17 protein-coding genes, 1 pseudogene and 1 other annotated feature are annotated in these 25,044 nt (G+C 43.8%); of the genes and pseudogenes, 11 read left to right on the forward strand and 7 right to left on the reverse strand.

The window, feature by feature from the left end:
• The first annotated feature begins 73 nt into the window (after window positions 1-73).
• From AR334_RS12860 to ccpA, 8 genes are all read left to right on the forward strand, one after another.
• Entirely contained in the window at window positions 74-862 is a 789-nt protein-coding gene (locus AR334_RS12860; RefSeq protein WP_066313795.1) for a DUF1444 domain-containing protein, read from the forward strand.
• Between the two features lie 163 nt (window positions 863-1,025).
• On the forward strand, window positions 1,026-3,398 hold the full coding sequence (locus AR334_RS12865; RefSeq protein ID WP_253701293.1) for a DNA translocase FtsK: 2,373 nt from the start codon (window positions 1,026-1,028) through the stop codon (window positions 3,396-3,398).
• A 201-nt stretch (window positions 3,399-3,599) separates the two neighbouring features.
• Complete coding sequence (murC, locus tag AR334_RS12870; RefSeq protein ID WP_066311126.1) at window positions 3,600-4,898, forward strand: UDP-N-acetylmuramate--L-alanine ligase; 1,299 nt, start codon at window positions 3,600-3,602, stop codon at window positions 4,896-4,898.
• A gap of 177 nt (window positions 4,899-5,075) precedes the next feature.
• Window positions 5,076-5,537, forward strand: coding sequence for a DUF948 domain-containing protein (locus AR334_RS12875; RefSeq protein WP_066311131.1), 462 nt, complete (start codon window positions 5,076-5,078; stop codon window positions 5,535-5,537).
• 25 nt (window positions 5,538-5,562) lie between these two features.
• Window positions 5,563-6,015: a YtxH domain-containing protein gene (locus AR334_RS12880; RefSeq protein WP_066311135.1), complete on the forward strand. Its 453-nt coding sequence runs from the start codon at window positions 5,563-5,565 to the stop codon at window positions 6,013-6,015.
• 81 nt (window positions 6,016-6,096) lie between these two features.
• Window positions 6,097-6,429 carry a bacillithiol system redox-active protein YtxJ gene (gene ytxJ / locus AR334_RS12885; RefSeq protein WP_066311143.1) on the forward strand — a complete coding sequence of 111 codons (333 nt, stop codon included), beginning with the start codon at window positions 6,097-6,099 and terminating at the stop codon, window positions 6,427-6,429.
• A 254-nt stretch (window positions 6,430-6,683) separates the two neighbouring features.
• The gene (locus AR334_RS12890; RefSeq protein WP_066311148.1) at window positions 6,684-7,760 is read left to right on the forward strand and encodes a bifunctional 3-deoxy-7-phosphoheptulonate synthase/chorismate mutase; all 1,077 of its coding nucleotides are present in this window, start codon (window positions 6,684-6,686) and stop codon (window positions 7,758-7,760) included.
• Between the two features lie 225 nt (window positions 7,761-7,985).
• Window positions 7,986-8,990: a catabolite control protein A gene (gene ccpA, locus AR334_RS12895; protein ID WP_301337165.1), complete on the forward strand. Its 1,005-nt coding sequence runs from the start codon at window positions 7,986-7,988 to the stop codon at window positions 8,988-8,990.
• A gap of 995 nt (window positions 8,991-9,985) precedes the next feature.
• Here the strand turns inward: ccpA and AR334_RS12900 are convergent.
• Genes AR334_RS12900 through AR334_RS12910 form a run of 3 tightly spaced genes read right to left on the reverse strand, consistent with a single transcriptional unit; the run spans window position 9,986 to window position 12,459 of the window.
• Window positions 9,986-11,158, reverse strand: coding sequence for an acetoin utilization protein AcuC (locus tag AR334_RS12900; protein ID WP_066311153.1), 1,173 nt, complete (start codon window positions 11,156-11,158; stop codon window positions 9,986-9,988).
• The gene (locus AR334_RS12905; protein WP_066311159.1) at window positions 11,155-11,802 is read right to left on the reverse strand and encodes an acetoin utilization AcuB family protein; all 648 of its coding nucleotides are present in this window, start codon (window positions 11,800-11,802) and stop codon (window positions 11,155-11,157) included. The genes AR334_RS12900 and AR334_RS12905 overlap by 4 nt, the downstream gene beginning before the upstream one ends.
• A gap of 24 nt (window positions 11,803-11,826) precedes the next feature.
• Window positions 11,827-12,459: a GNAT family N-acetyltransferase gene (locus tag AR334_RS12910; RefSeq protein WP_066311167.1), complete on the reverse strand. Its 633-nt coding sequence runs from the start codon at window positions 12,457-12,459 to the stop codon at window positions 11,827-11,829.
• A 207-nt stretch (window positions 12,460-12,666) separates the two neighbouring features.
• Between AR334_RS12910 and acsA the strand changes: the two genes are divergently transcribed.
• Window positions 12,667-14,385, forward strand: a complete 1,719-nt coding sequence (gene acsA / locus AR334_RS12915; protein WP_066311173.1) for an acetate--CoA ligase — start codon at window positions 12,667-12,669, stop codon at window positions 14,383-14,385.
• 46 nt (window positions 14,386-14,431) lie between these two features.
• On the opposite strand, the gene tyrS is transcribed toward acsA, so the two are convergent.
• On the reverse strand, window positions 14,432-15,685 hold the full coding sequence (tyrS, locus tag AR334_RS12920; RefSeq protein ID WP_066311179.1) for a tyrosine--tRNA ligase: 1,254 nt from the start codon (window positions 15,683-15,685) through the stop codon (window positions 14,432-14,434).
• Window positions 15,686-15,728: 43 nt separating this feature from the next.
• Window positions 15,729-15,940 (reverse strand) — a binding site (T-box leader).
• 144 nt (window positions 15,941-16,084) lie between these two features.
• Between tyrS and AR334_RS12925 the strand changes: the two genes are divergently transcribed.
• On the forward strand, window positions 16,085-18,832 hold the full coding sequence (locus tag AR334_RS12925) for a transglycosylase domain-containing protein (protein WP_066311182.1): 2,748 nt from the start codon (window positions 16,085-16,087) through the stop codon (window positions 18,830-18,832).
• Window positions 18,833-19,286: 454 nt separating this feature from the next.
• Here the strand turns inward: AR334_RS12925 and AR334_RS12930 are convergent, their stop codons facing one another.
• Window positions 19,287-20,852, reverse strand: a complete 1,566-nt coding sequence (locus AR334_RS12930; RefSeq protein WP_066311184.1) for an MIR domain-containing protein — start codon at window positions 20,850-20,852, stop codon at window positions 19,287-19,289.
• A 485-nt stretch (window positions 20,853-21,337) separates the two neighbouring features.
• A complete protein-coding gene (gene rpsD, locus AR334_RS12935) occupies window positions 21,338-21,940 on the reverse strand; it encodes a 30S ribosomal protein S4 (RefSeq protein ID WP_066311186.1) in 603 nt (200 codons plus the stop codon).
• A gap of 347 nt (window positions 21,941-22,287) precedes the next feature.
• Here rpsD and megL point away from each other — a divergent pair, with 347 nt between their 5' ends.
• Window positions 22,288-23,472, forward strand: coding sequence for a methionine gamma-lyase (megL, locus tag AR334_RS12940; RefSeq protein ID WP_066311193.1), 1,185 nt, complete (start codon window positions 22,288-22,290; stop codon window positions 23,470-23,472).
• Window positions 23,473-23,602: 130 nt separating this feature from the next.
• On the opposite strand, the pseudogene AR334_RS28895 reads toward megL, so the two are convergent.
• Window positions 23,603-24,990 (reverse strand): annotated as a pseudogene (locus tag AR334_RS28895) (IS3 family transposase).
• Window positions 24,991-25,044 lie beyond the last annotated feature (54 nt).

Raw genomic sequence — 25,044 nt, forward strand, 5'->3', positions numbered from 1 at the left:
CGCTCCTTTTGGGGCTGGAGGTTTTTTAGTGTACAATAAATAAAACTCCTTATCGGGTGGGAAGCAAATGAAAATGGACAGCAATAAAATGAAGCGTGAACTCGAAGCACGACTCAGCAGAGAGGACAGAATGATTTCATATGACCGTGAAAAGGACCAGCTCCGGATAGAAAGCAAGCTGGCGGGAAAAGGAATTACCATTTCTTTGGGCGGTGTTGTTGCTAAATGGCATAATGAAAAGGAAAAAGCTATTGATGAAATCGTCTATTATGTCGAAGAAGGTTTGCGGGCCATGGTTGAGCCTGTTCAGCTCGAGGACCATGAAAAACGGATTTTTCCGGTAATTCGCTCGTCATCATTTCCAAAGGAAGCAGAAGAAGGCGTACCGTTCCTCATCGATGACCATACTGCCGAAACAAAAATTTATTATGCATATGATATGGGGAAGACATACCGGTTAATTGACTCAAAAATCATCGAAATGGAAAAATGGGATCCTTCAAGGATAAGGGAAATTGCCTTATTTAATGCACGCTCGTTATCAACATCGGTAAAAGAGGATCAGGTAGCCGGGAATATTTTTTACTTTTTAAATACAAACGATGGCTATGATGCAAGCAGAATCTTAAATAAAGGGTTCCTAAACGAAATGGAAACCAGAATCGAAGGAACTTTTGTTTTGGCCGTCCCGCATCAGGATGTGCTAATTATGGCGGATGTGAGAAATGACAGAGGCTATGATATTTTGGCACAAATGGCGATGAGCTTTTTTGCTAGTGGCCGGGTTCCGATTACGGCGTTATCGTTTTTATATGAAAATGGACAGTTGGAACCGATTTTTATTCTTGGGAAAAACAAATAACCGGAAACGGGGGAGATCACTATGTATAGTGGTCTTTTTTCATGATTCTTTCCCACTTACCTCCAGATTTGGGGAGAATTTGACCGATTCTAAAGAATTATGTCGAAAAAATCCAAAATGCTGATAAAATAGAATGATAGTAGAACAAGAAAGAGTGATAGTTTTGAGCTGGATCCAAAACTTTTTTCAAAAATTAAAAAGAGATGATGCAAACGCATTTGACGAGTCGTTCGTACATAATCTTAAAACGGATGTTTCTTTCCTAGTTAAACAAAAAGAAAGCGTAAAGGATGTAGAGACACGAATTTCCTACCAATACCCGAAAAATGCAGTTCCTGTCCCGAAAGATAAAATCAAACCATCCGTTGAAAAGCTTCCGCAAAAAAGAAAAGAGAGGCATGTCAGTAAACAAGCACAAGCTCTCCCGCTAACCCAACCAGTAAAAAAGGAAGCAGTGATTCCAGAAAAGGAGAAGCCAACAAGATCCCGGCGCCCCTTTCAACCAACTGAAATTCCTTCTCCGGTGTTTGGTTTTAAAAGGCCGGAAAAGCCCAGTACCGCAGTGGAGCATGAATTGTCCCATTTTCTTGAGGAGGATGCCGCCAGTCAATTAGTACAGACTGAGGTAAAGCTAGAACCGTTAAAGGATTCGATTCAATTTGAACCAGTACATGCAGAAAATAGCTCCATTATTGAAGAGGTAATTCAAGAAGAGTTGATTCCCGAAGAACTTAAGAGCGAGGACGCTGAAAGCTCGGAAGAATTAAACCTAATTCTCGAGGAATCTGATCATAATGAGGTTTCGGCTGCCGACCAGCAGGACGAACCGGAAACGCTGCTTAAACCCGATCGGCCGAAGCGTTCCCATTTGCCATTTAATGTCATGATGTTAAAGCAGGACCGGGAAAAATGGGAAGCACGAAAAAAACACCAAGAACAAAGTCATAAGCCGGAACCATCATTGGTCCAACCGCCTGCTGACGCTGCGGAAAGAGCATTGGTCCAATCCCCTGCTAACGCTGCGGTAAGATCATTAGTCCAATCGCCTGCTGAGGCTCCAGAAAGCAAACAGTTGAGAGTGGAGCAAACGACCAATCTACCCAGTCTCGATCAGATAGGGGACTATAAATTTCCGGAACTAGGTTTGCTTAACCCGCCAATTTCCGAAGAAAAGGATATGGAATGGCTGCATTACCAGGAGGAACTGCTAAATCAAACTCTGGTAAACTTTAATGTTGGAGCCAGTGTTGTCAATCTCACACAAGGCCCATCCGTTACCCGATTTGAAGTCCAGCCTGAGCCAGGGGTAAAGGTCAATAAAATTACGAACTTAAGTGATGATATCAAGTTGAGCCTGGCCGCAAGGGATATCAGGATTGAAGCGCCGATTCCGGGCAAGCATACGATTGGAATAGAGGTCCCGAATCAAAAATCACGGCCGGTAAGGATCAGCGAAATTATTCGCAGCCGTGTTTTCATCGAGTCAAGTTCTCCACTGACGGCGGTGCTCGGGCTCGATATTGCCGGCAAGCCGATTGTCACGGACTTAAAGAAAATGCCGCACGGATTAATTGCCGGGGCAACCGGGTCCGGTAAAAGTGTTTGCATCAACTCGATTTTGGTCAGTCTGCTGTATAAAGCAAGTCCGGAGGATTTAAAGCTCCTCTTGATTGACCCGAAAATGGTTGAACTTGCCCCGTACAATCGAATCCCACATTTGGTCAGCCCGGTGATCACCGATGTAAAGGCTGCCACCGCTGCCTTGAAATGGGCTGTGGATGAAATGGAACGGCGCTATGAACTGTTTGCCCATACTGGTGTCCGTGATATCAATCGATTTAATGAATTGGCAATAGAACATAAACGATACTCTGATAAACTTCCGTACATTGTCATTATAATTGATGAGTTAGCAGACTTAATGATGATGTCACCGGCAGATGTCGAGGAAGCGATTTGCCGGATTGCCCAAAAGGCAAGAGCGTGCGGAATCCATTTGATTATCGCAACACAGCGCCCGTCGGTCGATGTCATAACCGGATTAATTAAGGCCAATATTCCTACCAGGGTGGCGTTCTCTGTTTCATCACAGGTGGATTCGCGGACGATTATCGACATCAGCGGTGCGGAGAAACTGCTCGGCCGCGGGGACATGTTATTTTTAGAAAATGGTTCTTCAAAGCCCGTCCGTCTGCAGGGGACGTTTGTCTCTGACGAAGAAATTGACCATGTAGTGGACCATGTCAAAGCGGAACGCGAGCCGGATTATTTGTTTCACCAAGAGGAACTTTTAAAGAAGGCGCAAATATCCGAAGAGGAAGACGAATTATTTTATGAAGCGTGCGAATTTATTATTGAGCAGGGCGGTGCCTCTACCTCGAGCCTGCAGCGCCGCTTTAAAATTGGCTACAACCGTGCCGCCAGACTGATGGATATCCTCGAGCAGAACGGTTATATTACCGGGGCAAACGGCAGTAAGCCGCGCGAAGTATTAATCACTGAAGCTGACCTAGAGTCGATTCAAGATCAAGTCTAAATATATAGATGTGGACAAATAATATATAGTGCAAAAGAATTGGATTGAACATGAAAAATAGTTTTTATAAAAGAACAGTGCTATAATAGTGAAATATGTTTTAACTAAAGGCAGTACATCTGCACCCGTTGTTATTCCGAATAACAAATAAAGACAGATGTCATATACTGTTTTACAGATACGTTGGTTGGAGGTTCTTCTATGACAATTTACCATTTTGTAGGTATAAAGGGGTCTGGAATGAGTGCACTTGCACAAGTGCTGCACGATATGAAATTTCAAGTGCAAGGCTCCGATGTCGAAAAGCGCTTTTTTACTCAGGCTGCCCTTGAGCAATCGGGAATTAAAATGCTCCCGTTTCAAAAGGAAAATATTCAGCCAGGTATGACGATTATTGCAGGGAATGCTTTTCCTGATACCCATGAAGAAATTCAAGAAGCGATGAAGCTTGGACTTCCTATTGTACGGTACCATCGATTTTTGGGAGATTTTATGCAAAATTTTACGAGCGTTGCGGTTACGGGCGCTCATGGGAAAACATCAACGACAGGGCTTCTGGCGCATGTGATCGCCGGGGCAAAACCTACTTCCTTTTTAATCGGTGATGGGACCGGAAAAGGGGAAGAAGGCGCTGAATATTTTGTTTTTGAAGCTTGTGAATATAGAAGGCATTTCCTATCCTATTTTCCTGATTATGCGATCATGACAAATATCGATTTTGACCATCCTGATTATTTTGCCAATATTGACGATGTCTTTTCGGCATTTCAGGAATTGGCCGTTCAAGTGAAAAAAGGGATATTTGCCTATGGAGATGATGAACAGCTTCAAAAAATCCAAGCAAAGGTTCCTGTCTTGTTCTACGGATTCCAAGAGGAAAATGATTATCAGGCGGCCAATATTGTAAAAACCACTGAAGGAACAAGCTTCGATGTGTTTATCCGTAATACCTATTATGATACGTTTTCCATTCCCACCTTTGGTGACCATAGCGTGCTAAATGCTCTTGCGGTCATTGGCGTCTGCCATTATGAAGGAATTGACGTTGCGATTGTGAAAGATCGGCTCACAACGTTCCAAGGTGTAAAAAGAAGATTTACTGAGAAAAAACTCGGCGGTCAAATCTTAATTGACGATTATGCCCATCACCCAACAGAAATCAAGGCTACCATTGATGCTGCCAAGCAAAAATATCCTGACAGCCAAATCGTGGCCGTGTTCCAGCCGCATACATTCACAAGAACACAGGCGTTTTTGGACGATTTTGCCGAAAGCCTGCGCTTGGCGGATAAAACCTATTTATGCGAGATTTTTGGCTCTGCTAGGGAAAAACATGGGAAGCTGTCAATCGAGGATTTGCAGGAGAAAATTCCTGGTTCGGAAATTCTTTCTGAAGATAACACTTCTGTGTTAAAAGAACATCGAAACAGTGTCATCATCTTTATGGGAGCAGGGGACATACAGAAGTTCCAGGAATCCTATGAAAAACAAATTGTTTAATAGTAAACAGGGGATACCAGCAAAAAGCTGGCATCCTTTTTTGTTATGAGGAAATTTTTATAACAAATGGCAGGAAAATAGGACAAAAGAATGGAAGTAGTATAAGATATTGTCATGGTTTAATCATTGGCATGATGGGTTATACATAATGATAGGAATTTGACGGAGGTTTTATTGGTGGAAATTATTTTATACTTAAGCGCGGCCTTGGTCGCGATCGCATTTTTTGTGCTCGTGATTTATTTATCGGCAACATTAAAATCCCTGAAGGTTACGCTGAACAGTGTCTCAGACACCCTGAAAGGGTTGGAAAAGCAGCTTGAAGGCGTGACGAGTGAAACGACCTCTTTATTGCAAAAAACAAATGCTCTGGCTGACGATTTGCAGCAAAAATCGGAGCAGTTGAATAGTGTCGTTGATGCGGTCAAAGACGTCGGCACATCCGTAAAAAAGTTTAATGGGTCGTTAAAAAATATCACAAATTCCATCGACCAGCAGGTAGAGGACAGCAAAGAAACTGTATCACAAATCGTCCAATGGACCAATGTATTTCTGGAATTGAAGGATAAGTGGCAGGCACGAAAACAGGCTAAAGTCGAAGAAAATGTAAAAGAGAAACAAAGAGTTCGTTCGCAATAATTTTTTCAAGGAGGTTGGAGTGAATATGACCAAAAGGGAATACGAACTGCGTGAAACAAACCAAAGCCGGAACGAGGAGGACTCATCAAGCAGCTTTTTGCTGGGTGCGATTGTTGGCGGGGTGATTGGGGCGGCGGCCACTTTACTTTTTTCAACCAAAACGGGGAAGGAACTGCGCGATTCAGTCAGAAAGGATTCGATTTTGGATTTAACGGAAAACGTGAAGGCCAAGACCATTACTCTTTCCCAAGGACTTGCCCAGCAATCAACGGACTTGCTCAATAAGGTAAAAGGAAAACCTCACGTTCAAGATGCCGCTTTGGAGGAATCGGAACAGGCGTATATTTCCATCCAAGGCCCAAATTCCAATTCAGGCAGCAATAAAGCTGCGGGCACTTCAAAAAGCGATGAAATCAGAAGAAAATTGGCGGAAGCTCAAAAAGCCTTCGATGAAGAAGAGAGCAAGGTAAAGCTTTAGCAGACTAAAACACATTATTTGTGATAGCAACGGTGAAGTGATAAAATTACTTCACCGTTTATTTTTTTGGAGGTTATAACAATGCTTGTAAAAATTGAAACAGCCCAACAATTTGAGGAAATACTGAACAAAGAAGATAAGTTCTATTTTCTGAAACATAGTTTAACTTGCCCAATCAGCCAGGCCGCCTATAACGAATACGAAAAATTTTCTTCCGAAAACGCGGGCATTCCGACATACTACCTAGCAGTTCAGGAATCACGCCCATTATCAAATCAAATAGCAGAAAAATTCGCCATCAAACATGAGTCCCCGCAGGCAATCTTATTTTTGAATGGTCAAGCGCTATGGAATGCTTCCCATTGGAAGATTACCAATCGTGCATTACAAAATGCTGTAAATGATAACCAGTAAAAATGGCACAAATTAAAACGAAGAGCATACACTAATATATTATCACTCCTTTAAACGCTTTAACGCTTAAAAGCGTTTAATTATTAAAGAAAAAAGAGTGACAAACATAAATATTTTCGTTATAATAAACCCTAATTATTAAAGAAATTATATTTTTGAAAAATTTCAATTTGTGAGGCAGTAACTTACTCCCATGCTTAGCTCATAATGATGGGGAACAAAGCTGAATTACAAACGAAAGGACGGGGAAGATGATGGGCAAAAATGAATTAGATCAATTAAGAGAACGTATGGACGAATTAAACGTGGAGTTATTGAGGCTGATTAATGAAAGAGCTCTCCTCGTCCAAGAGATTGGACGGGTAAAAGGGAATCAGGGGGTATACCGTTACGATCCAGTCCGTGAAAGAAAAATGCTAGAAGTCATCAAGGAACATAACGACGGACCGTTTGATAATTCAACCATCGATCACCTTTTTAAGGAAATTTTCAAGGCAGGTTTAAATCTGCAAAAAGATGATCATGAGAAGGCATTGCTAGTATCGAGAAAGAAAAAGCCTGAAGATACCATCGTAACGTTAAAAGGTGAAACGATTGGCGATGGTAAACCGCACTTTGTGTTCGGCCCATGTGCTGTTGAATCATATGAACAAGTAGCTACCGTAGCAAAAGCGATGAAGCAAAAAGGACTTAAGCTTCTGCGCGGAGGTGCGTATAAGCCAAGAACCTCTCCATACGATTTCCAAGGGCTAGGTGTTGAAGGTTTAAAAATATTAAAACGTGTGGCTAACGAATACGATATGGCTGTTATCAGTGAAATTGTCAATCCAGCCGATATCGAGATGGCTGTCGATTACCTTGATGTCATTCAAATCGGCGCCCGCAATATGCAAAACTTCGAATTGTTGAAAGCTGCCGGCGCAGTCAATAAACCAGTTCTATTGAAGCGCGGTCTTGCGGCAACCATTGAGGAATTTATTAATGCCGCCGAATACATCATGGCACAGGGAAATGGGCAAATCATTCTTTGTGAACGCGGCATTAGAACATACGAGCGGGCAACAAGAAATACGCTCGATATTTCTGCCGTGCCAATCTTAAAGCAAGAAACTCATTTACCTGTAATGGTCGATGTTACCCACTCAACCGGAAGAAGAGATTTATTGCTTCCTGCGGCAAAGGCGGCAATTGCGATCGGAGCAGACGGCGTAATGGCCGAAGTCCATCCGGATCCTGCAGTGGCCCTATCTGATGCCCAGCAGCAAATGAATTTGGAGCAGTTTGATCATTTCTATAATGAACTGCTAGCTTCCAACTTTGTTAAACTTTAAACCAAGCTGCAAAAAAACCTTCTGCATCTTAATTATGTGCGGGAGGTTTTTTGGCATTATTGCGAAAAATGTTGACAAAGGCAATTGCGGCTTTGACCTTCTTGTCGTATCATTAAATACATAAATTAAGTTTGTTTACTTTCTCACAAAAAGCAGTCATGACTAGAATCCTTGTTGTTGTTGTAAAATAAAGTAAACAATGCTCGTTTTAGGGGAGTGTTACTAGTGAATAATATTACGATTTATGATGTGGCCCGTGAAGCAAATGTATCGATGGCCACGGTTTCACGTGTTGTGAACGGAAACCCGAATGTAAAACCGGTTACAAGAAAAAAAGTTATGGAAGTCATTGATCGATTAGGGTATCGTCCTAATGCTGTGGCAAGAGGATTGGCCAGTAAAAAGACAACTACCGTCGGGGTCATCATTCCAGATATCTCGAATATCTTTTTTGCTGAACTGGCACGTGGGATTGAAGATATTGCGACCATGTATAAGTACAATATCATCTTAAGCAATTCTGATCAAAATAAGGACAAAGAGCTGCATTTATTAAATACCATGCTCGGCAAGCAAGTTGATGGCATCGTATTTATGGGCGGACATATTACTCCAGACCATGTTGAAGAATTTGAAAGATCACAAGTTCCGATTGTCCTGGCCGGATCCATTGAAGAATCAAAACAAATCCCGTCAGTCAATATTGATTATGAACAGGCTGCTTATGATTCTGTAAAGGAATTTATCGATAGAGGCCACCAGCAGATTGCTTTTGTCATAAGTCCTCTTTACGAACCGGATATTTCCGTAAAGAAACTAAACGGCTATAAGCGGGCATTAGCGGAGGCAAATATTCCTGTTAATGAGGAACTGATTATTGAAGGAGAATATACTTACGACTCCGGAATTGAAGCCTTCGAGAAACTGTTGGAAGCTCCGGTCAAACCGACTGCCATTTTTGTCGGGGCGGATGAAATGGCCCTTGGTGTTGTTCATGGGGCAGAAGATAAAGGCTATCACATCCCTGAGGATTTCGAAGTGATTACTTCCGACAACACTCGGTTGTCACTGATGGTACGCCCACAGCTGACCACGATCGTTCAGCCGTTATATGATATCGGTGCGGTGGCGATGCGTCTGTTGACCAAGCTGATGAACAAGGAAAAGGTAGAGGAACAGACTGTCGTGCTCCCTCATAGAATTGAACATCGACAATCGACAAGAGAATAAAATTGAAAGAGGCCAACAGCTTGCTGTTGGCCTTAGACATATAAAAAATTTTTACATCCTTTTATTATTCTCCTTACTAATTTATACATAGCAGATACAACTTGTCTGTTGATTTGTGCTCCACAAGGAAAGCTTCGGCAGCATTAGCATCGCACGACTAAAAGCGATAGCTTTTAGGAGGAGGCACTTCGCTTTCCGCGGGCGTGCCGGGGAGCCTCCTCAGCGCATGCGCCTGCGGGGTCTCCCACTGCCCCGCACTCCCGCAGGAGTCTTCGTGCCTTCCGCACAAACCAACAGAGTTTTTATAATAAAAGAATCCTCCATACAACCAATGACAAGATTACTAAGAACAGCTCTAATGACGAAAATTGAGGGAAGACTAATTAAACTTGGATAAGTCATCTCTCATGACAAGTCTGAGGGGAAAATCTAGCTCAATACGTCATGGGTGCCACTCATGACGTATCTGAGGGGAAAAACCAACCGAACACGTCATGGGACTGCTTCGCATGACGTGTCTGAAGGAAAAATCTAACCGAACGCGTCATGGGACTGCTTCTCATGACGTGTCTTAGGGAAAAAACCAGCCGAACGCGTCATGGGACTGCTTCTCATGACGTGTCTGAGGGAAAAATCTAGCCGAACGCGTCATGGGACTGCATCTCATGACGTGTCTGAAGGAAAAATCTAGCCGAACACGTCATGGGACTGCATCTCATGACGTGTCCGAGGGAAAAAACCAGCCGAACGTGTCATGGGACTGCATCTCATGACGTGTCTGAGGGAAAAAACCAGCCTAACGCGTCATGGGACTGCTTCTCATGACGTGTGTGAGGGAAACATCTAGCCTAACGCGTCATGGGACTACATCTCATGACGTGTCTGAGGGAAAAAACAAACCGAACGCGTCATGGGACTGCATCTCATGACAAAAAAATTGCCGAAGAATAACTTCCTCGACAATTTTTGGGGCAAGGTTGGTTGGCCTTTTTCTATTAACTCGATTCACTTCTTGGATGGCTGCGAATTGGATACATTGCTTTTTCGAGGGTGAGTAGATTCTTTTCGGTGATTTCCGGTTTCCTTGGTATCGGAGGATACAAGCTTTCCGGGTCGTCCCACTCCAGGGGCAGATTGACGGGAGCTTGCTTTTGCCATTGACTTACCCAGTCGGCGGGCAAGTTGCCGTAACAATTTGGATTTCCGGTCATTTCAAGCCAAATAAGCGCCCACGCCCTAGGGACAACACGCCAGATATCATAACCGCCGCCGCCAACCGCAATCCATTTGCCGCCGCAGTATTGATGGGCAATTTCATGGGCAAGTTTCGGAATTTCCCGATAAATCTTCATTGTAGCCGATAAATGGGTTAACGGGTCATAGTAATGTGAGTCGGCGCCGTTCTGCGTCAAAATCACATCAGGCTTAAAAAATTCTGCCACCTCTTTAAAGGCATTTTTGTAAGCATAGAGCCAAGATTCATCCTCGGTAAAGGCATCGACAGGAATATTAAATGAATATCCATAACCAGCCCCTTGGCCGCGCTCATTAATATTTCCTGTTCCGGGAAATAAATAACGGCCCGTTTCATGAATCGAAAGAGTACAGACATTGGGATCGTCATAAAAGGACCACTGCACGCCGTCGCCATGGTGGGCATCCGTATCGACATATAACACCCGGGCATTATACTTTTCCTGAAGATATTTAATTGCGACAGAACTATCATTATAAATGCAAAACCCGGAGGCTTTCCCCCGAAAGCCGTGATGCAGGCCGCCCCCAAGATGCAGCGCATGAAGTGCCTTTCCGGTCATGACCTGGTCGACAGCGGTCAATGTGCCGCCTACCAATAAGGCACTAGCTTTGTGCATGTTGGGGAAAATAGGGGTATCTTCAGTGCCAAGGCCATAGTTTTCAGCAATGCCCTGTGGCAGAGCACCTTGTCCAGCCTTTTTCACTGCATCGATGTAGCTTGGGTCATGGATTAATGTTAATTCTTCCTCTGTTGCCATACGCGGTGGAATCACCTGTTGCGGGTCCAGTGCATTGATTTTATTTAATAAGTCCACTGTCAGTTTAAGCCGGAATTGATTAAACGGATGATGGCTGCTGAATTTATATTTCAACAATTCTTCCGAATAGATAAAGGAACAGCTGTCTTTCATATGTTCATCCCCGGCAGATTTGGCCATAGTACTTGATGTCCTGCCTGTTTAAGGTCTTGGATTAGTCCGGTCGGATTCATCAGTTGAACCCTGAGGACGAGAATTTTGAATGCCCCATCTTGCTTATCCGGGTAAACAAGAACACTAAGAATGTTGGCATTTCGTTTGCGGATAATGCCAGCTACATCGCTAAGGGCGCCTGAAATGTTCGGTACCCTTACTTCGATTTGGGATCCTGGTTGATGAACACCTGTCAGTTCAATCATCGTCCGCAATAAATCAGTTTCCGTGACAATCCCTGCTAGTTTTCTATCATTTAAAATAGGGATACAGCTGATTTTATGTTCATAGAAAAGAGCGGCAGTCTCTTCGACAAAATCCAGCGGGTGTCCGGTAATAACGTCACGCTCCATTATGGTATCTAGTGTCTTTTTTAAAATTTCAGGATGTTCATTTGCATGAAAAATGGATGGAGTTGCTTCTCTAATTTTTGCAACTGTTACCAGTCCGACTAGATGCTTGTCATGATCGACAATCGGAATATGACGGATTTTCCTTACTTCCATTAAAGCCATCGCATCTGCGATTGTATCTGTTGGATGGAGCGTAGCTACATCCGTTTTCATGATTTCTTCAACAATCATTAGCCATCCCCTCGGTTCTTAAGATTAATACATAAAGCGGTTCATAAAACGGAGGCGGTCGAATCGCTGAATCGATTCGGTGTCAATGCGCTTACCGATTTTGGCCATCAGGCAGTTTGCCGGGTGTGAGCAAATTTCGGGATCATCGGTTGCATACCATTCTAATCCCCCGGCATTCATCATCTTTTCCATAACTTTTCGATATTCCCAAACATTTAATTTAGTGCCTTTTAAATCCCAATGCCAATAATACTCAGTGGTAATGATTATGTAATCCTCCATGGCATCATCCATCATGGACACAATCAGCAGGTTTTTTCCAACGGCGCACCCTCTGAATTTTGGGATTACTTCAATCGCACCTAGCTCTATTAAATTATCCATTTTTCCTTCCGACCAGCGTTCGAGCGGATCCGGATATAGGAATGTAACATAGCCTACGATGGTATTTTGATGGCGGGCAATAATAATTCTTCCTTCTTCCAAGTCGGCAATTCCAATTAGCGCCTGATGCTGTTGTACCGGCGGGCGAAAGGCAACAAGGTCTTCATGAAAATCGTAGCCTGCCAGTTTTTCAGAGGAAACTGGTCCTTCGATTATTAATTTCCCGTGAGGAGTCTTTAATTCCTTGGCATTATAGGTTTTTTTATGCTCCATTTGGTCACCCCTGGAAAAAAATCTATAGTAATATCAAGTCTATTATACATGAATTTACCAGCTTAAAAGCGTTTTCACTAAATTTTCTTAAAATTTAGCGTGTTGCTGCAGACTTGTAGTTTTTCAAAAATAAATATATTTTTAAAATTGTGAATAGTTATCAATTGTACTATAATAATCTTACAATACTTCAAAGGGGGAGATTCAATGAAAGTGGAAGCGTTACCAGTTGTGCAAGGGGAGCACAACTTGCGGAATTATGAAGAGACCTACCAGAGCTTTGACTGGAAGGAGACCGAAAAGGCTTTTTCCTGGAGTGAAACCGGGCTTGTTAACATGGCATACGAAGCCATTGACCGCCATGTCAACACGTTCCGAAAAAATAAGGTGGCCCTATATTATCGTGATGCTTCAAGAAATGAGAAGTATACCTTTAAGGAAATGAAGGAGCTTTCCAACAAAGCAGGGAATGTGTTAAAGAATTATGGGGATGTGGAGAAGGGTGACCGCGTGTTTATTTTCATGCCGCGTTCTCCTGAGCTTTACTTCACTGTTTTGGGTGCGATCAAGCTTGGAGCAATTGTCGGCCCTTTATTTGAAGCATTCATGGAAGGTGCTGTAAGGGATCGTTTGCAAGACAGCGAAGCAAAGGTTTTAGTCACGACTCCTGAATTGTTGGAGCGTGTCCCAGTTAATGAACTGCCTGCTTTAAAGACTATTTTCCTCGTTGGGAAAAACGTCGACGAGCAGGGTCCATTTGTGAACTTCCTAGAAAAATTTGTAGCAGCCAGCAAGGATCTTAAAATTGAATGGGTTGACCGGACTGACGGCCTAATCCTTCACTATACCTCCGGTTCAACCGGAAAGCCTAAAGGAGTACTGCATGTACATAATGCGATGATTCAGCATTATCAAACGGCGAAATGGGTACTCGATTTGAAAGAAGAGGATGTTTACTGGTGTACGGCTGACCCAGGGTGGGTTACAGGGACTTCGTACGGGATTTTTGGACCGTGGTTAACCGGAACCTCTAACGTTATTATTGGCGGCCGCTTCAGCCCTGAAGCCTGGTATCAAATGATAGAGGACTTTGGCGTAACCGTATGGTACAGCGCCCCGACTGCGTTCCGGATGCTGATGGGTGCAGGGGATGAGCTTGTTAAAAAGTTCGACTTGAGCAGTCTTCGACATGTATTGAGTGTCGGTGAGCCATTGAACCCAGAGGTTGTCAAATGGGGCGCCAAGGTATTCAACAAACGGATTCACGATAACTGGTGGATGACGGAAACCGGAGCCCAGTTAATCAGCAACTACCCTTGCATGGAAATCAAGCCAGGTTCAATGGGCAAACCAATTCCTGGTGTCGTTGCGGCGATTGTCGATAACCAAGGCAATGAACTTCCGCCATATCGGATGGGCAACCTGGCAATTAAAAAGGGTTGGCCATCGATGATGCATAAGATTTGGAATAACCCTGAAAAATATGAATCCTACTTTATGCCAAATGGCTGGTATGTATCCGGTGACTCTGCTTACATGGATGAGGATGGCTACTTCTGGTTCCAGGGACGTGTCGATGATGTTATCATGACATCCGGCGAGCGTGTGGGACCGTTCGAAGTGGAGAGCAAGCTCGTTGAACATCCGGCAGTTGCAGAAGCCGGCGTTATCGGTAAACCGGACCCTGTCCGCGGAGAAATCATTAAGGCGTTTGTTGCCCTCCGTGATGGCTATGAGGCAACTGATGAGTTAAAGGAAGAAATTAGAACATTTGTCAAAAAAGGCTTGGCTGCCCACGCGGCGCCTCGCGAAATCGACTTCCGCGACAAGTTGCCAAAAACCCGCTCCGGTAAAATCATGAGACGTGTGTTAAAAGCATGGGAATTGAACTTGCCGACCGGTGATTTGTCTACGATGGAAGACTAATATATAAACAAAACCCAAACCTCATTCTCGGTTTGGGTTTTTGTTATTAGTACTTAATTAACGTATACTTCTTTTTCCCTCGTCTAATAATCGTAAACCGACCTTCAATTTTGTCCGCATCTTGAAGAACATAAGCAGTATCAGTAATCTTCTCTCCATTTACTGTTACCGCACCATTCCCAATATCCTCTCGGGCCTGGCGCTTCGAAGGAGAAATTTTGGCGGCAACCAGCAGTTCAACAAGGTCTGATTCCCCCTGCGCAGTATAAGATGGTACATCCTTAAAACCTTGCTCTATCTCACTAGCCGATAAACTGCGGACATCGCCACTGAATAGCGCCTGTGAAATTTTGATTGCCTGCTGTAAGGCTTCATCAGAATGAATCAAACGAGTCATCTCTTCAGCCAAAGCCTTTTGGGCCTTACGGAGGTGCGGCTCTTCTTGTACACTCACCTCTAACGCTTCGATCTCTTCCTTAGAAAGGAACGTGAAAAGCTTCAGGTACTTCACAACATCGGCATCAGCCGTGTTAATCCAGAACTGGTAAAACTCGTATGGAGTTGTTTTTTCCGGATCGAGCCATACCGCGCCGCCTTCGCTTTTGCCAAACTTGGTTCCATCAGATTTGGTGACAAGCGGTATTGTCATCCCGAATGCTTTTGTTTCTTCCACGTGCATCTTGCGAATTAATTCAAGCCCCGAGGTAATGTTGCCCCACTGGTCACTGCCGCCGATTTGCAATTTGCAATTAAAATGATCATATAAATGATTAAAATCCATCGCCTGCAAAATCGTGTAGGTGAACTCGGTAAAGGATATTCCCGTTTCGAGCCTCGAGGCAATTGTATCCTTTGCCAACAGGTAGTTCACGCCGATGTGCTTACCGACATCACGCAGGAACGCAATTACATTCATGGAATTGGTCCAATCATAGTTATTGACCATGATGGCGCCATTATCGCCTTCAAACTCAAAGATGGCTTCCAGTTGCTTTTTAATCCCCTCGGAATTTTTCAAAATAACTTCGATTGTTTGCAGCTTTCGCTCTTCGCTTTTTCCGCTTGGGTCGCCAATCATGCCGGTTGCGCCGCCGACCAAAACGATTGGGCGATGTCCATGCTGTTGGAATCTGCGCAGCGTCAAAAATGGCACTAAGTGGCCGATATGCAAACTGTCTGCCGTCGGATCCGTTCCGCAATACAGAGAAATTTTTTCGTTATCCAAAAGGTTTTTCAATCCTTCTTCATCCGTTTGCTGATAAATAATGCCACGCCACTTCAAATCCTCTAATAAATTCACTATACAAGACCTCCAAAATAAAAATAAAAACGCCCCTGCAAATTGCAGGGACGTATATATACGCGGTACCACCCAGCTTGAGGAAAATTCCTCCAACTCAAAAAAATAACGGTTTAAACCGGTCTCCGCTACTAACTTCACAGAGAAAGCTCAAGGATGTAATTCATTCTCCTATATGTGACAGCTTGCACCGGCCGCTGCCTCTCTAAAAACAGGGATAGAAGAACTACGATTGGTTCCCTTCAAAGCTTTTTATAAAAATTAAATTAATAATATTTCTATCATATATTCATCCTAATGTCAAACGCCAAATGGAAAATTTAGAAAATTGTAGAACGTTGTCAATATTTACAGGCTTCATATGCTATAATTGTAGGTGATTTTATTAGAGGTGATGCTATGAATGAAAAATGGAAAGTTTGGATGGAAAAGGCCCAATCCGTCATAAATTTGTTGACTCATAAAAAAACGGTTAAAGGAGTCCGAATTACCTATTCGGTCTTCTGGAATTTATTTCTGCTTATTTTGTCGGTTGTTATTATAGGCGGCGCCTTTGCGACAGGGGTGGGTGCCGGTTATTTTGCTTCTCTGGTAAAAGACGAACCTGTCCGTTCCTATGATAGCATGAAAAAAGATATTTATAATTATACGGAAACATCGGAATTATATTTTGCTGATAATGTTTATTTGGGAAAACTGAGGACAGATTTGGAGCGGGAAGAGGTCAAACTTGATCAGGTATCAGAAAACCTCATTAATGCGGTCGTTGCCACAGAAGATGAGTACTTTTACCAGCACCAAGGGGTTGTGCCAAAAGCGGTATTCCGCGCGCTTTTCCAGGAGGTAACCAACTCTCCGATTCAATCGGGCGGCAGTACCTTGACCCAGCAATTGATCAAAAACCAAATTCTCACCAACGAGGTATCGTTCCAGCGCAAGGCAAATGAAATTTTGCTGGCGCTCCGCCTGGAGAAATTTTTTGATAAAAAAGAAATTCTTGAAGCGTACTTAAATGTCTCAACCTTTGGCCGGAACGCTTCCGGACGGAATATTGCCGGAGTTCAGGCCGCCGCCAAAGGAATATTTGGCAAAACGGCTGCAGAACTTTCGCTGCCGCAAGCAGCTTTCATTGCCGGATTGCCGCAAAGTCCTTTCGGGTACACCCCGTTTACAAGGGATGGGCAAAGAAAAACGAATCTTGAACCTGGAATTTCTCGAATGAAAACCGTGCTGAAACGAATGCTGGATGGCGGTTATATTAACGAGACCCAATACCAAGAGGCATTGGCCTACGATATTACCCAGGATTTTACGCAGCCAACTGCCAATCCGATTGATAATTATCCGTGGGTGACGTTTGAGATTGAAAAGCGGGCCATTGACGTTCTCACGACAGTATTAGCGGAAAAGGATGGCTATTCTGAAAAGGACCTGCAAAAGGATGAAAGCCTGTTTTACAAGTATAAAGGGTTGGCCAGCCAAAATTTACGCCAAAATGGCTATGAAATTCATACAACGATTGACAAAGAAATTTACGATGCCATGCAGGTAATCAAGGATAATTATAGAGACTACGGTCCGGATAAACCGCAAGAAAAGGAAGACCCAGATACGGGTGAAAAAATTACCGTAATGGAGCCTGTAGAGGTTGGCGCCCAGCTGATTGAAAATAAGACAGGAAGAATCATCAGCTTTGTCGGCGGGAGAGATTATAATAAACAGCAGCTAAACCATGCTACTAGCGCAGTCCGGCCAAATGCTTCGACAATGAAGCCGCTGCTTGTATATGGACCGGCCATTGAACTGGGCAAAGCGTCTCCAGGAACTCCGTTGCCAAACGTGGCGTTGAATTTTATTCCCGGAAGAGCAAAGCCGTGGCCGCAAAACTATGATTTCCGCTATAGTGGCTTGGTTTCCGCACGATATGCCCTTGCGAAGTCATATAACGTGCCGGCAGTAAAGTTATACTCGGAAATCCTTGATCAGAAACCGGCAAAATATCTCGAAAAGATGGGATTCACCTCTCTTCGAAATGATGATTATACGAACCTGGCGACCGCACTCGGTTCAATGAAAAACGGCGTTACTGTTGAGGAAAATACGAACGCATTTGCAACTTATGCAAACGGCGGGAAATTTATTGATGCCTATATGATTGAAAAAATTGTCGATAAGAGCGGCAAAATTGTTTATCAGCATGAGGTTAAGCCAGTAGATGTTTTCAAACCGCAGACCGCTTTCTTGACGCTTGATATGATGCGCGATGTCATCAATTCGGGGACAGCAGCCGGCATCAAGGGCAAGCTGGCTTTCAGTGCTGATTGGGCAGGCAAAACGGGTACAGGGAATGAGTATGTAGATTCCTGGTTTGTGGCGATGAATCCGAACATTACCTTTGGAATCTGGACCGGCTATGATACGCCGAAATCATTGCGAGGCGGTCCTGTCTCTTACAGCCAGCGGACAAATAATCTTTGGGCTCAGCTTATTAATGCCGCTTATAAAATTAAACCAGAGCTAGTCGCACCAAAAGATACCTTCCCGACTCCGGAGGGCATTGTTAAGCGCAGTTATTGCGCCGTTTCGGGACTGCTTCCGTCCGATGCCTGTTCAAAAGCGGGCCTAATTGAAAGTGATTATTTTAACGTGAAGGATGTACCAACGAAGGTCGATGACAGTTTGATTGAAGGTCAGTTTGTAACGATCGGCGGCAAAAGATATTTGGCCCTGGATTCTACCCCGAAAGAGTTTGTACAATCCGGTTTAATCTTAAACCCTGACTTTGTTGAAAGAATGGTTGGAAAAGATTTCAAAAACATTGATCAGTTAATTCCGGATCGGGACCGCTGGGGAAAAGTTCTTGTCTCAAGTGCCAAAATGGGGGACAATGGCAAGAAACCGGATGGCGTCTACCTGACAGTTTCCGGTAATACATTGACATGGACAGCATCTCCTGATAATGATGTCGTCGGCTATCGTGTCTACCAGGGAAGCTTCATTTCCAATAAAGTAGCCAGCATTACAGCCGGTTCAAGTCTTTCATTTAACGCCATAAATGGATCTTATTATGTAACTGCAGTAGACATTGCCGGTAACGAATCTGCACCATCCAACGTCGTTGAGGTTGGGGGATTCGAAGCGCAATAAATAGAAGCCGCACCGAAAAATTCGGTGCGGCTTTACTTTTTAATAGGCTCTGTTATTATTCATTGTTGATATTTCGTGTAGATATGGGAATTCAACCTCTAGCTATGACAGAGCCTTTTAATAAAAAAACCTTGGAAACAAGGTTTCCAAGGTTTTGATAACGATTAACGTGAGGGATACTCAACGGCTCCCAAAACACTACTCTTTATGGGGTGTGAAGTGGGATTTTTTAAAACCTTCCCCAATGTAATGGATTTAAAGCTTGGGGCTGCCTCACCTGTTTGTTTATGAGTCTGCTAGGTGATTTTACCTGATTCTTAAGCTGAACCGGATCACTCTTGGCGACTGTTTTGCCGTTCAATAATTTGCCGTAGACACTGCAAGCTTAATCATCCTGGCAAGCTGATGTTGAAATTCACGGTCAAAGTATGGAAATCTTGAAACAAAGCTGCACTCAGCGGATTTCGAGGAGCCACCACCAATCATTATCATCCCGGTTGCCGAAGCCGGTTACCTCTTGTTGGCCGGCCGTCCAGCGGGCATCGCTGAACCCTCGGTGGGAGTGAAGTGTATGGTTGGTGAGCAAGTGAACAAGTCGCACCCGTCGCTGTGCGGTCCACTGACCACCGCCGTCAATCTCGACCCGCCAGTTATCGTTGTCGTCTCCCTGGCCTCCGGTGCCAAAGCCGGTTACCTCCTGCTGACCTGTGACGGGGGAAGGGTGTCCGCGGTGGCTGTGCAGATTGCGTTGTGTGGGCATATGCTCGAGCCGGATTACATCGCCGTGTTGGACTACTTCATTGATCCTGTGGTTCGCTGGTGTTCCGTTGGCCCCCTTGATCTTCCAAAAGTCATTGTCATCGGCTCCTTTGAAGCAGGTGACCTGCTGCTGACCTGAACTTCCCTTGTGGCCGTAGTTCAGTGCGTGCGAATGGAGAGTCAGTCCTGTCATAAGGTGACTTACTTTGATGGTCTGACCGTACCGGACCGCAGCATTGGCTGCAGGAGGCTTGGATGTGAACACGGGAGGGTTCTTTTGCTGGTAGTCAACTACGAAAAAGCCCCGCCAAGGGCTGGTATTCGTGGCGTCAAAGTGGGGGTTGCCCGGTTCGGAGGACAAAACCACCTCCTGACTGATCGTGTTGTTATCGTACACGAACACTTTCATAATTTCGGCCTTCGGGTGCCACTCATACCCATAGGCTAGCACCTGGTGATTCTTCGATCCGATTTCCTCAAGGCTGGTTGCGCCTATGAGACCAAGGGCGACCGGCTTACCGGCGTCGATAATCGCTCGCAGCTTTGGAAATTCATCCTCTTTCGTCCATCGGGTGACTCCTTTTCCTCCAAGGACGGTAGAATGATCAGACGCTAAGGTCCAACGAACATAATTGATGGAGGAAACCACAAGGAAACTGTCCATAAGCCGGCTGTAAATGTAATCCGCAAGCCAGTGTCCATCCGGGGGAACATTTGCGTTGAAAAGATTCCGGGTGTATTTCGGAACCGGAATGCCCTTGAGAAAGTAGTCGAGTGCTGCAAAAGTCATTCCGCCGCACCTTCCATATGTTGTCACCTGCCCATAGCCCGGAATTTTAGCCACAGCATTGACGAAACTGTTGCTAAACAAAAACCCGTGAACCGCTGGGTCGAAACCAAGCTTACGACTATGGCGCCATGTTCCCGAATCCCAGAGTGCTTTTCCCTGTTTGGTGTAGATCACCGCGTTTCCATCGTCTTGAAGGATGAGATATGCTCCGGGGTTCCCAGCGGTGCCTGAGTCCCAGACTGTTTGGCCATTCGCATTGCAGATGACAAGGCTGCCATTATCCCGCATGATTGCTTTCACGCCGCCTCTGCCGTTAGTGCCGGACGCCCAGACAGAGATGTTTTTGCCTCGATGTACTTCATAGAGTACGAAGTTTCCATCGCCCTGCATAATCAGGAATGCCCGCCCATTGTTTGCGGTGATCTTCTGGTTAGCCAGGAGTTCTAGCCCTGGCTGAAGCTGGTTAGCCATTCAATTACCACTCCATTCCGGAGGAAATTGGTACCATTTCCCATGGTCCCTTTGGCTAGTGTATTCAACAAATAATGTATAAATAACTAGTTAAAATCCTATCAATAAAGAAAAAAAGTTCTTGATAACTTGATTTAATGTCCGCTGCTACTTCCATTGGCCGCGATTTTTGAAGTCCTGTCTTATCAGGCTTAATGTCACAAGCTAGACCTTTTCGTAGAACATCGAATTTAGGTTCTGATATTACCAGTTCTTTTTTTCATTTCGTCGGTAAAAACGCCTGTGAGTTTATTTTTAGTAGGATTTGTATATAGCAGATGCGTCTGTCCACGTATATTTTTATAAAAATATCCCCCAAAACCTCCCCCAAATGGTTGGGGGAGAATACAAAAGTCTACAAAGCAGGAACAAATAAAAAACCCTAGAAGCGTTGATATAACGCGGTTTCTAGGGCTTTTGCGGTTGCTATTTAATAAGCAAATCAATTATCTTGAGTAGAACTCAACGATGAATGTTTCGTTGATTTCAGCAGCCAATTCAGAACGCTCTGGCAAGCGAGTGAAAGTACCTTCTAACTTGTCAGCATCGAAAGTTAAATAATCAGGAATGAAGTTGGTTACATCAATTGCTTCCTTGATTACATCAAGATTGCGTGACTTTTCACGAACGCTGATTGTTTGGCCAGGAGCTAAACGGTATGATGGGATATCCACGCGTGAACCGTCAACTAAAATGTGGCCGTGGTTTACTAACTGGCGAGCTGCACGACGAGTGCGTGCAAGACCTAAACGGTATACAAGGTTGTCAAGGCGAGATTCAAGAAGGATCATGAAGTTTTCGCCGTGAACGCCGCCCATTTTGCCTGCTTTAACAAACAGGTTGCGGAACTGACGCTCAGTTACTCCGTACATATGACGAAGCTTTTGCTTTTCTTGCAATTGCAATGCGTATTCAGAAAGCTTCTTGCGTTGGTTTGGACCATGTTGTCCAGGAGCGTAAGGACGCTTTTCTAATTCTTTGCCTGTGCCGCTTAGAGAAATTCCAAGACGACGGGATAATTTCCAGCTAGGGCCGGTATAACGAGCCATGAAAGACTCCTCCTCTATTGTTTTTATTTGTAAAATAAAAACCGTTATGAACCTTCCAAAATAGCCATTTTGTTTTCATGCACCATCGCCCTAGCAGCAGAGGGTTACGCGATGCACCATCATAAGCGCTTGTCCATATATCCTTATGAGGAACAAAATGAACCATTAAAGATATTCACATAGGCTGCAATATTTTACACAAAGAATATTATATAATTTTAATAGCCAATAAGTCAAGGACATTTTCGGTTTTCAAAACATACCAATCATAAAGCGGGTGTCTTTGATTATGTCATGATCATATATTATAGAAATTTGAGATCGTTTTCATAAGGAGGAGGCTAATTTTGGAAAAAGAGGATGTGCGGTTTGAAACAGAAGCAATTCATGCTGGTTATCGGAATCGGGAGCATCAAGGAAGTTTAGTGCCGCCATTATATCAAACCTCTACTTTTACCTTTCAAACTGCCGAACAAGGAGAAAAACGATTCTCTGGACAGGAAGAGGGCCATATTTATTCACGGTTGGGCAATCCCACAGTCCAAATGTTACAGGAGAGAATCGCCATCCTTGAAAAAGGGGAAGCCGCGCTAGCCTTTTCTTCCGGAATGGCAGCAGTCAGTGCAGTGCTGATCGAATTAACCAAGTCAGGTGACCATATTCTCTGTTCCCAAGGGGTATATGGCTGTACCTTTGGGCTGCTGCAGTTATTAAAGGAGAAATACAATATTGATCACAGTTTTTCCCATATGGATACTCGCAATACGTTTGAACTTGAACTTCGCCCCAATACCGCATGCATTTATATTGAAACGCCAATTAACCCAACGATGAAGCTCATCGATTTGGAAATGGCGGCCCAGGTGGCGAAGGAAAGGGGGATACCAGTCGTCGTCGATAATACGTTCTGCTCCCCATATTTGCAGACACCGATATCTCTGGGTTGCGATGTTGTGATTCACAGTGCGACAAAATATATTTGCGGCCATGGTGATGTGATTGCCGGTTTGGTGATTGGTAGAAAGGCGTTTATTTCCCACCTGGCAAAAAGTATCCAGAAAGATATCGGCGGGATTATATCCCCGTTTGATGCCTGGCTCTTGCTTCGAGGCATTAAAACATTGCCTGTTCGAATGGATCGGCATTCCGAAAATGCCCAAAAATTATTTGAATTCTTTCGAAGCCATCCAAAGGTTGAATCGATTTTTTACCCAGGCGATCCGGAACATCCCGACTTTCACATTATGAAAAAACAAATGAAGCAGCCTGGCGGGATGATTTCCTTTTCGATTAAGGGGACAAAGGATACCGCGCAGCGATTCATGAATCAATTGCAGTTAATTAAAATAGCAGTTAGTTTGGGTGAGTGTGAAACTTTAATCCAGCATCCAGCAACGATGACCCATGCTGTAATTCCAAAGGAAGAGCGATTAAAAATGGGTATTGCCGAGACACTGCTGCGTCTTTCCGTGGGCTTGGAAGCGTATGAGGACTTGCTGACCGATCTGGAGCAGGCTTTAGAAAAGATATAAAAAAACCCGCCAACGACGATCTGACCCCATAAAGTTGGACAAAAATATTACGCTGATTTCTCGGTGGTAAGAAGCCTGTACTGAACAGGGCTCTTGCCANGATCTGACCCCATAAAGTTGGACAAAAATATTACGCTGATTTCTCGGTGGTAAGAAGCCTGTACTGAACAGGGCTCTTGCCACCGAGTTTTTCTTTAATTCGATAATTATTATAGTAACTAATCCATTCAGATGCTGCCTTTGCGACCTCCTCAAAAGATTGATAGTCGTAAAGGTGGACTGTTTCAGATTTTAAAAGGTGGAAGAAACTCTCCATTGCTGCATTATCAAGACAAGTTGCTTTCCGTGACATACTTTGAAATACATGATGTTCCCTAAGCTCCTTTACCTAGCTGCGATGTTGGTATTGAAACCCTTGGTCTGAATGAACAGTAGTCCTATAAGGAAGTTCGGGAAGTGCCTCCAGGGCTTCATGTAATGGTTTTAAGGCAAATTTTACAGTAGGATGAAGATCAATGTTAAAGGACAGAATTTCACCAGAATAAAGGTCCATGACAGGTTCCAGATAACAGCGGTGTTCTGTGGACTTATCTCCCCAGCGTAACTCTGTGACATCTACTGTAAGCTTTTGATAAGGTCGGTCTGTTTTAAACCTGCGGTTTAGCCGATTAGGGGCAATTTTACCAACAGTCCCTTTATATGAGTTGTATTTCCGACTCTTTTTCATATATGCCTGTGACTGTAAGTGCTCATCCTGCATAATGCGTTGAACTTTTTTATGGTTAACTTTACATCCACGATTTCTTAATTCAAGTTGAACGCGTCTATACCCATAAGCTGGATTATCCCTTTTGATTGATTTGATTTCTTTTATTAATTTTTGGTCACCATGTTTGGTTTCTTCATGATTTTGATAGTAAAAATATACACTTTTAGGAAGGTCGACGACCTTCAAAATCTCAGTTAAACGATATTTCCCCCTTAATTCAGTGACTACCTTCGCTTGTTTTTGTCGGTATCCTCGGACTCCTGAATTAAGGCTCTTAACTTTTTTAGGTATTCATTTTCAATCCTTAATAGGCGATTTTCACGTTGTAGTTTTTCAAGTTCAGAGGAATCCTCATTTCCTCCTCTTTGGTGCTTATCTTTAGCTGTCATTTGAGTTGGTCTTCCTCTCCGTTTATACAGAGCTTCAACACCTTCCTCTTCATAAGTCCTCTTCCAAAACCAGATTGTACTGGGTGTAGATATATTAAAATGAAGTGCAGTCTCAGGTAATGATGCTCTGTTTCTCCACATCCATTCTAATACTTCTAATTTAAACTTACCATCATAAACAACCTTAGGACTACGTATTTCGAACGCTTTAGCCCCATATTTCTCGTATTGATTTACCCAATTAAGAATTGTTGTATGACTACCAATCCCATATTTCTTTGCTAGTTCGTGCGTTCCTCCCCCTCCATCCAAATACTCCAAAACTACTTTTGCCCTAAATTCACTTGAAAACTTAACCATATAAAAAACCCCCTTGAGTTGGACTTTCAGTCCAACTCAAGGGGGTCACTACAA

The sequence above is a fragment of the Bacillus sp. FJAT-29814 genome, assembly GCF_001510715.1.
GTDB lineage: Bacteria > Bacillota > Bacilli > Bacillales > Cytobacillaceae > Neobacillus.